This window comes from Endozoicomonas atrinae, assembly GCF_001647025.1.
Classification (GTDB): domain Bacteria; phylum Pseudomonadota; class Gammaproteobacteria; order Pseudomonadales; family Endozoicomonadaceae; genus Endozoicomonas; species Endozoicomonas atrinae.
In genome coordinates this window covers 1-8,645 of record NZ_LUKQ02000225.1, presented here as the reverse complement: position 1 = coordinate 8,645, position 8,645 = coordinate 1, and the positions used below count along the sequence as shown (strand labels likewise).

At 45.5% G+C, this 8,645-nt stretch carries 6 protein-coding genes; 2 read left to right on the top strand and 4 right to left on the bottom strand.

Annotation, left to right across the window (positions count from 1 at the left end; all coding sequences use genetic code 11):
- Positions 1 to 81: 81 nt before the first annotated feature.
- From AK963_RS21935 to thiI, 4 genes are all read right to left on the bottom strand, one after another.
- A complete protein-coding gene (locus AK963_RS21935; RefSeq protein WP_066017559.1) occupies positions 82 to 711 on the bottom strand; it encodes a YccT family protein in 630 nt (209 codons plus the stop codon).
- A gap of 439 nt (positions 712 to 1,150) precedes the next feature.
- On the bottom strand, positions 1,151 to 3,904 hold the full coding sequence (locus AK963_RS21930) for a hypothetical protein (RefSeq protein WP_066017558.1): 2,754 nt from the start codon (positions 3,902 to 3,904) through the stop codon (positions 1,151 to 1,153).
- A 231-nt stretch (positions 3,905 to 4,135) separates the two neighbouring features.
- Positions 4,136 to 4,639 (bottom strand): dihydrofolate reductase, encoded by a 504-nt coding sequence (locus AK963_RS21925; RefSeq protein ID WP_066017557.1) that lies wholly within the window; start codon positions 4,637 to 4,639, stop codon positions 4,136 to 4,138.
- A gap of 57 nt (positions 4,640 to 4,696) precedes the next feature.
- Positions 4,697 to 6,160, bottom strand: coding sequence for a tRNA uracil 4-sulfurtransferase ThiI (gene thiI, locus AK963_RS21920; RefSeq protein ID WP_066017556.1), 1,464 nt, complete (start codon positions 6,158 to 6,160; stop codon positions 4,697 to 4,699).
- Positions 6,161 to 6,842: 682 nt separating this feature from the next.
- On the opposite strand from thiI, the gene glnA reads away from it, so the two are divergent.
- Positions 6,843 to 8,246: a glutamate--ammonia ligase gene (gene glnA / locus AK963_RS21915; protein ID WP_066017555.1), complete on the top strand. Its 1,404-nt coding sequence runs from the start codon at positions 6,843 to 6,845 to the stop codon at positions 8,244 to 8,246.
- A 91-nt stretch (positions 8,247 to 8,337) separates the two neighbouring features.
- Positions 8,338 to 8,493: a hypothetical protein gene (locus AK963_RS33435; RefSeq protein WP_175404598.1), complete on the top strand. Its 156-nt coding sequence runs from the start codon at positions 8,338 to 8,340 to the stop codon at positions 8,491 to 8,493.
- The last annotated feature ends 152 nt before the right edge of the window (positions 8,494 to 8,645 follow it).

Here is an 8,645-nt window from a genome sequence, read left to right as displayed (position 1 = left end):
AGAGTCAGCTTAGTAAAATATTTAACTTTCTGGAACTATCAGACTTGCAGACCACCCCAAAAAGCTATACTTAACGACAGGTCATTTTGGACTGGTGTTTTGAGGACTTTTTACGCCGGTGATGACAGCCGTCGCAGGTGCTGGCATGACAGAAGGCTGGGATTGTTGAGCTACCTGATATGAGATGCCTTGTGGAGTAGCAATATAGATGGTTCCTGCCATTTCCCGAACAGCAGCCGGACTATCAGATAGGTTAAACTTCTGGATATCCTCAACCGTGTCTCCCCCGATTAAAAGGCCAGATTTATTAATAACACTGAACTCAAAAGGAACAGTTTGACCTTTTGCATTGGTAATTGAGAATTGAGCCTTTGGCGAGTGAGACAGTTTATCGGTGTCTCTTGCTGTTTTCAATTTTGGAGCATTGATGGTATAGGCCTGATCGCCAGACAGGTCAAATGTCATGATATATGGGCTGGAAGTGAACATTTTGGTGTCACCACCTTCCCTGACCAGTGTTTTCAGCTGAAATACCAACTGGTGACGGCCATTGCCAAGAGAAAGATCCTTCTTGCCATTCAGTTTATCAGCATCCTTACCATCAAGAACCAGCAGCTTTGTTTTCTCTGGCAGTACCAATGTGTTGTCAGCAATAACTGGCATGGCCAGAGTTGATACCAGCAGTGCACCCAACAGACGACGTACAAACATAAGGCTGTGTTCTCCTATAAATAGTCTGTCGATTATAGGTTGGTATAACTACCGGTTCGTATTGTTGTTTTCCGAACTTTTGTGCATAGACCAAGGTTATCTGGTCACATATTGAGTGAAGAAAGCCCTGGCCAGGGGCTAGGGTCTGTTGATGTTTAGTTGAGAACTCAGCGGATCGGGCGCTTCTATGAAGAGGCGTGGCATTGCAGGAGTACTCTAAAGGGCATAAAGGCCAGCTGCCTTTCAAAATGCCGCAACGAAGTCATAGGGGCCGCCCGACGGGTGGCCCCAAAAACGCCATCTGCTTTGTCAGACTTGCTTGATGTAGAACAACTACACGCTGCGCAAGCCTTTCGTGTATATGACGCTTTTCTGGGCCACTGAGCACGTAACGAAACGTCAACAGCCCCTACCAACTGGCCATCCAACCAGTGTGTGGCTAAACCGGATCAATTGGGCGCTGGTTTCCAGTTGGGTGTTGGAGGGGAGAAGACTTATACTTGGTATTAATGATGTAGGTAATAATACTATTGAATAGATTAAGAGTCTCTTCATGCTTCTGGTAACTTCCTTCTTTTTGCGCTTTGGCAATCCAGGTTCTTAAGTCACGCAGTTCGTCCAGGTTACCAAGCTCTCTGATTTCTTTTAGTGCCAGACCTTCCGATATTTCTCCCCTGCGAAATCTGAGAATCAGACGGCCACAGGGGCGGTCTCGGATAAATCGTAAGAAATCCTCTGATGACAACCGCTGAATTTCATCGTGGGGATGGGGGGGCAGGTCTGTTGCCCCGGCTGCTTGTGGTGTGCGCCGGCGTCCCGGGCCTTCAGATGCCGAAGAAATAACCTGGGCACTATTATCAATGAGTTTTCTGGCTACTTTTTTATTCCAGTTGAACGTTTTTTCCTGAACAACACGATGGAATGTGCCGAATGCACTATTAATTTCTTTATCAAGCAACTGTTGCAAGGCTGCGTGTTTAAGGATAAGTATGGCCGCATCTTCATTACTCATCGCCCCAAATGATCCTTTGTTGAGAAGTTCACTTCGCTGCTTGGCATCTTCCAGTTTTTCGCCAATTTCTTCCATTGATGCTATAGACTGGAGCAAGTGATCAATCATCGGCTCCACCTGTTGCTTGGCCAGTGAGCGTAGTGTACCAACTTCCTCGCGACCTGTTCTTAGCCGTTTACCGAATAATTGTCTTGTATAATCAGGCTGCTTTTTAATAATTTTTGCCATTCTCTTTTCATTGATTTTGGTATTTGCATGGTCGGCTGCCATTTCAGCAAAAAAGAAAGCCACAAAGCACAAGGCTCCATCTAAAGTGACCTTGGGAGCTACAGGAGTGATGTTGAGAGTATTCCCTCTTCTCCCAGCGATCTTAAAAACGTTAACCAGGTTAGCAAATAACGTTTTTTTGATCTGTTTATAGAAAAAATCCTGAGCCATCTCTTTCAAAACCCCGGCTGATTTGAATGCAGCAGATACTTTTGTGGGTTCAATTGCTGTTTCATCAGGGGCCGGTTGATCTTCAATACTTCGTGAACGATTCATCCAGTGAGGAATGATTCGTTGCATCCATTTGTCACCAGTTTTTATTTGATGGCCATGAATAATTAATTGCTTTTTTCTGGAAACGCTCTTGAACAGTTCCTCCCTTTCTTTAGGGGGCATGTCTTTAAATTTTGAATTCCATAGCTCTTCCAGATCATTTATATACCGGTTTTCAAGAATGGTACGACTGATAACTACGTTTTCAATAAGTTTGTCAAAGAAAAATAAATTTGCTTTCAGCTTTTTTCTTCGTTCAGAATACAGTGCTCTCTCTTTCTCTAAAGCAATAGTCTCTGTAAATGTCTTATTTTCTTTTTCTGCCATTTTTTCGATCTTTATTGCTTGTTTTTCGAGTTCAGCATAAGCATTGTATATCTCTGTAAAGGTTTTGTGCGTACATCGATAGCGAAGTTTTTTTATCAGTTTTTTTCTTTTCTTGTCATTTGATTTATCAAAGTTGGTATAGTCAAAATCAGCGTATTTTTTTATTTGTTTTAGTCCTCTGATCATCCTGACTCTACGCCAGAGTGCTGTACCAGTGGACCAGAAAACGAGGTAACCAATATCAGTGACAAGCCCGACAGCAATGGCAATGCCAATGGCCATTCCAGCGGGTGGAAAAATAGCGGCAAGAATGACGCCTGCAACAAGGCCAAAGAAAATGATAATCTGGTTTCGTTTGTTACGGAGGAGTGCTCTCTTTATTCTATTACCAATGTCTTTAAGGTGTATCTTTGAGAAAAAACGCTCTCCTGAAGCAAGCTTTTGAATATGCTTACGATCTTCTTTCTCGATAAAGTGACCAGTTTTCCTCGGCTCAGGTAGCTGAGGGGGAGTAGGTTGCTGATCAGTGAGCCCTACATGATCAGTTCCTTGTACATTATTATCTGTCGCTGATTTTTGTTCCTCAATGGGTAGGGCCAGGTTATTTCGCAACTCTTTTTTAAATTCAAGCATTCGTTCAAAAGTGAACGATTTTTCATCGTCTATACCGGCCTTTTTTAATAAGTCTTTAATATATTTGTATTGTTGTTCAGGACGAACTCCATATTGTTGCCTTCCCTGAAGTTGTTGCTGAATGACTGGTAACCTGGAAGTTTTTTCATACTGCATTGCCAAACGAATTTTTCTCTGTATATGGGGTATGATTATTTGTTGCAGGAAACCTTCAGGTAGTTTTTCGCCTTTGCGTAAATACTCATAGGCCATATCCATACTGCTGAGTTGAGAGGATTTGACGACAGCTTCTATCGTTTCTGTGCTGATAGCGACTTTGCCATCCGAAATACCCAATCTGCCATCTTCTGACCGATGCAGTTTGACGGATCGGCCTGTATGCAGTTTTAATGCAGCGAGTACTTTCTGTGGGTTTTTAGGATTGTGTTTTGTGAGGTCGTCAACCAGATCACTCACTTTCACTGATTGTGGGGGGTGAATAATGCGATTTATTTTTTTCTTGCAGAAAGAGATTAAGCGGTTGTGCCAGTGCTTGGATTCAATACGCTCAGCCACCTGAATGGTGTTTGTGGCAGCTTTTTTTTTCCGAATATTGGTGGCGTGTTGACCTGTACCAGGATCAGATAGAGGAAATCCTGCCCCACGTGAAGATATATGGTCTGCTGATGGTATACGGGGCATTCCTCATTCCCTAAGGTAACCCTTATTTAAAGCTTGTATTGGCTCAATAAAAATAATGCCTTGTCTGTCCTGAGAACAGGATAGGCAAAAGGCAGCCTTTCCATGCAACATGGCTAGCTGTTCAGTTAACTATAGACAATCAGAACCTCAGAAAGAGGGCACTTCCTGCAACTGAGATTGCAGGAAATGTGGCTTGTGCTCAGGGGAGGGAGAAACGATATGCGCTGCTATTCAGGCTTTATCGAGCACGAGATAACTGTATGTCAGTGGCTGGTCATCTTCAGATTGAATGTCCTTCCGGGAGATTTCCCGCCACTCTTGCTGGTTGATTTCCGGGAAAAAGGCGTCACCGTCAAAACTTTGATACACCCGGGTCAGGTAAAGGCGGTCAGCTCGGTCAATGGCCTGTCGATAGATCTGCTCACCACCAATGACCATGATTTCTTCGTTACCATTGATCAGGGCGATATCTTCAGCGAGTGCAATCGCATTATCCAGACTGTGAACTACTTTGACACCTTCATGAGTCCAGTCTTTATCCCGGGTAATGATGATATTAGTTCTGCCAGGCAGAGGCTTTTTCAGGGAGTCGAAGGTTTTCCGACCCATGATGATGGGCTTGCCCATGGTGACAGCCTTGAAGTAGCGCAGGTCTCCTGGCAGGTACCAGGGCATTTTATTGTTGATACCAATGGCATTGTTATCTGCCACTGCGGCTATCAGGGCCAGCTTCATCCGTGTCTACTCCGTTCTGATCCACAATACTCCTGGAAAGCGTATTGAGGTTAAAAATTATTGCCCAGCTTTTGGGTTGAAGACTCCAACATTTTCATGACCTTCTTCACGAAGGTGCATGGCGTGAAGCTGGCTCATTACACCTTTTTCGCAGTAGAGCAGGTAATGACGATCTTTGTCCAGCTCAGGGAAGCGTGTTCTTAGCTGATAGAAGGGGATGGTCACCACTTCACGCCCTGGCATGGTAAATGGTTTAATCTCTTCTTCAGTCGGGTGGCGAATATCGATAATCACTTCACCCTGATGAACTTCATTAACAACCTCAACTTCTTCACGGGTCAGATCATCTGCAATGATATCGTGGATAGAGACCATTCGTCGGCTTTGAATGGCATCTTCAAGTACTTCGAAGTTAAACCGCTCCTCTTCCGCTGCAATTTTTTCTTCCTTTGCCCGGGTTGTCGGGTTCTTGGAGATAACAGCGCAGTATTCCGGAATATTACGAACGAACTCTTCGGTACCGATTTGTATGGATATATCGATAATTGCCTGCTTATCCATGGTAATCAGAGGTCTGAGTACCAGGGCATCGGTTACCGAGTCAATCACCGCAAGATTGGGTAGTGTCTGGCTGGAAACCTGACCAATAGCTTCACCGGTGACCAGTGCAGCCATTTCCATTTCTTCAGCTACCTTACTGGCAGCCCTGAGCATCATCCGTTTCAGAATAACGCCCATCTGGGAGTTATCCACTTTGGTCAGAATTTCTTCAACTACGCCTTCAAACGGTACGGTAACGAACTTAACCCGGTGAGAAGCACCAAAGCGGTTCCACAGGTAGAAAGCCACTTCTTTTACTGCCAGCTCGTGAGCGTGTCCGCCAAGATTGAAGAAGCAGAAGTGGGTACGAATGCCGCGTTTCATGGTGAGGAAACTGGAGACAGTCGAATCAAAACCACCTGAAATCAGAGAGAGAACCGGTTCCTGAGATCCCAGAGGATAACCTCCCAGACCTTCTCCCCGTTTCTGAGTCATGAAATAGCGGTCATTTTTGATATCAATACGAACGGTTATTTCAGGGTTTTTAAGGCTCACCCCGCTGGCTTCGGTCTGCTGGTTCAGGCCGCCACCGACAAAGCGCTCTACATCAATGGATTGGAAGTCGTGCTTGCCGTTTCGGTTGCAGCGAACACAGAATGTTTTGCCAGCAAGTGTTTCTGAATGGGCTTCTATGGCTTTTTCCAGAATATCTTCCAGGCTGACCAGTTTGTGCTCTGCAACCTGCAGCCAGTAGGCAATCCCCGGAATATGGCTTAACAGATCACTGACCTCTGCCACCAGGATTTCATCACTGCTACTGGTCGTGACTTCAATATGATCCCATACACCCGAGACATCTATATTCTCATCCACGCGCTTGAGAATGGTGCGAATATTTTTTCGCAGCATATTGATAAAGCGTTTTCTTACCGGGGCACTTTTAATCGTGATTTCCGGAAACAGTTTGATGATGAACTTCATGGATCAGGAGACCTTGTGGGCTGGATAGTCCGGGCAGGTGGGGCGGATAGTTTAAACATTAATTAACTGTACATTATACCGAATAACCGGGTGCTCTGGACACCCTTGTGGCATGTCGCGGTATATTCTTGGTAAAACCGGCTTGTATGGATGCGGGGGTTGGTATATGTCTCTATCAGTGTAAGTAAAACTGCAAATCCATTTTCAAAGGGGGTACACTATCTGCCGCTGTTTTGTGAGACGGGTGTCCGGAAAAATTGCGCGCACCTATTTGGTGCGCTCTAATGTTTTCTTGCACTGTATTGGGTATTTCCTGTTCTGATCTTACCGTGCCATGCATTATTCAGGTGCGAGAGCGTCAGAAAGTTATGTGCTGTGTATGAATCTGAAGGCGAAAAGTGAACAATAATTTAGCTGGCTGGGCTGCTATTTGACTGCTTTATGGTCTTTTTCTACTCGTTTTTTGTCTTTTTTTCAGATTTTTCACAGGAGAGCACTAATTTTGCCCATCCCGTCTGATGGAGTTGCAAATTGTGGCATAGCAATTGCTATAGCTCCAGCAAGCGTATTTCTTTAGCTACTGCTCGTTGATGAGACCGAAAGCGAAGAGATTGATCAGTAAACCGCCTGATCCGAAGCATTCGTCGCCAGCGCGGTGTTTGTCCTCTGGAGGAAATAATAAATGTCGAAGACTCTTAGCCTGATAAAAGAACATGATGTTAAGTGGGTTGATATGCGTTTTACCGACACTAAAGGTAAAGAGCAGCATGTATCAATTCCTGTCAGCGAACTGGATGAAGAATTCTTCGAAGTTGGCAAGATGTTTGACGGTTCCTCTATTGCTGGCTGGAAGGGCATTAACGAATCCGACATGATTCTGATGCCTGACGACAGCACTGCGACCATCGATCCTTTTACTGAAGCCGCTACTCTGAACCTGCGTTGTGACATCGTTGAACCATCAACCATGCAGGGTTATGAGCGTGACCCACGTTCTGTTGCCAAGCGTGCCGAAGAGTACCTGAAGTCTACTGGTATTGCTGACACCGCTTTCTTTGGTCCTGAGCCAGAGTTCTTCGTTTTTGACGACGTGAAGTGGAGTGTTGATATCTCTGGTGCTTCTTACGAAGTTAACTCTGAAGAAGCGGCATGGTCTTCCAACGCCAAATTTGAAGGTGGTAACATCGGTCACCGTCCAAAAGTGAAGGGTGGTTACTTCCCGGTTCCACCGGTTGACTCCCTGCATGACCTGCGTGCTGCGATGTGTGATGCCATGGAAGCCCAGGGCCTGGAAGTTGAAGTTCATCACCACGAAGTCGGTACTGCCGGCCAGTGTGAAATTGGTGTTAAGTTCAACACCCTGGTAAAGAAAGCTGATGAAGTTCAGATCCTGAAATATGCAGTGCATAACGTTGCTCATGCTTACGGTAAGACGGCTACCTTCATGCCTAAGCCTCTGGTAGGTGACAATGGTTCTGGTATGCACGTTCACATGTCTCTGTCCAAGAACGGCGAGAACTTGTTTGCTGGTGACGGCTATGCCGGTCTATCTGAAGAAGCTCTGTACTACATCGGTGGTGTTATCAAGCATGCCAAGGCAATCAATGCGTTTGCCAATGCATCTACCAACTCCTACAAACGTCTGATCCCAGGCTTCGAAGCTCCGGTAATGCTGGCCTACTCTGCCCGCAATCGTTCTGCTTCTATTCGTATTCCATACGTGAACAGCCCTAAGGCCCGTCGTATTGAAGTACGTTTCCCTGACCCGACTGCAAACCCATACCTGGCATTTGCTGCCCTGATGATGGCCGGTCTGGACGGTATCAAGAACAAGATCCATCCTGGCGATGCTGCGGATAAGGACCTGTACGACCTGCCGCCAGAAGAAGCTGCTGAGATCCCAACGGTTTCTACAAGCTTTGAAGAAGCTCTGGCTGCTCTGGATGCTGATCGTGAGTTCCTGACAGCAGGTGGTGTATTCACTGACGATATGATCGATGGTTATATTGAACTCAAGAAGGAAGAATGTCTTGCCGTCAGTCAGACAACTCACCCTGTAGAGTTTGATCTGTACTACTCTGTCTAAAGTGTCTTTATAGACCGGATAAGCTGTTTTACCTCAAGCCAGAGCGAAAGCTCTGGCTTTTTTATATCCAGGGAAGGATGGTATCGCGGAAATGCACGACTGTACGGATGCAGTAGATAGAGTAACGCAGGAGCAGTTACCGGGGGGCAATCTTCGGGGAATACCCATGGATGGGCTGTATACTGGCAATGCCGGGAGTAACTGCCAGCATGAATTTTCCCTGTTAAATAGTATTGGTAACTATTAAGCTAACCGGTGATCAACACGATATAATACCAATCGCATTTTCTAAATCCTTAAGCTGCCGCCAACTATGCTTAGGCATCATTACCATGCATTATCTAGAACAGATGTCTCGTCGACCACAGCTACCCGAAGGTTTTAATGATGTTGATTTTC

Excerpts from the sequence above, each read along its gene's own strand:
- AK963_RS33435 (WP_175404598.1), top strand. The coding sequence starts at position 8,338 with ATGCACGACTGTACGGATGCAGTAGATAGAGTAACGCAGGAGCAGTTA.
- AK963_RS21925 (WP_066017557.1), bottom strand. The coding sequence starts at position 4,639 with ATGAAGCTGGCCCTGATAGCCGCAGTGGCAGATAACAATGCCATTGGT.
- AK963_RS21935 (WP_066017559.1), bottom strand. The coding sequence starts at position 711 with ATGTTTGTACGTCGTCTGTTGGGTGCACTGCTGGTATCAACTCTGGCC.
- thiI (WP_066017556.1), bottom strand. The coding sequence starts at position 6,160 with ATGAAGTTCATCATCAAACTGTTTCCGGAAATCACGATTAAAAGTGCC.
- AK963_RS21930 (WP_066017558.1), bottom strand. The coding sequence starts at position 3,904 with ATGCCCCGTATACCATCAGCAGACCATATATCTTCACGTGGGGCAGGA.
- glnA (WP_066017555.1), top strand. The coding sequence starts at position 6,843 with ATGTCGAAGACTCTTAGCCTGATAAAAGAACATGATGTTAAGTGGGTT.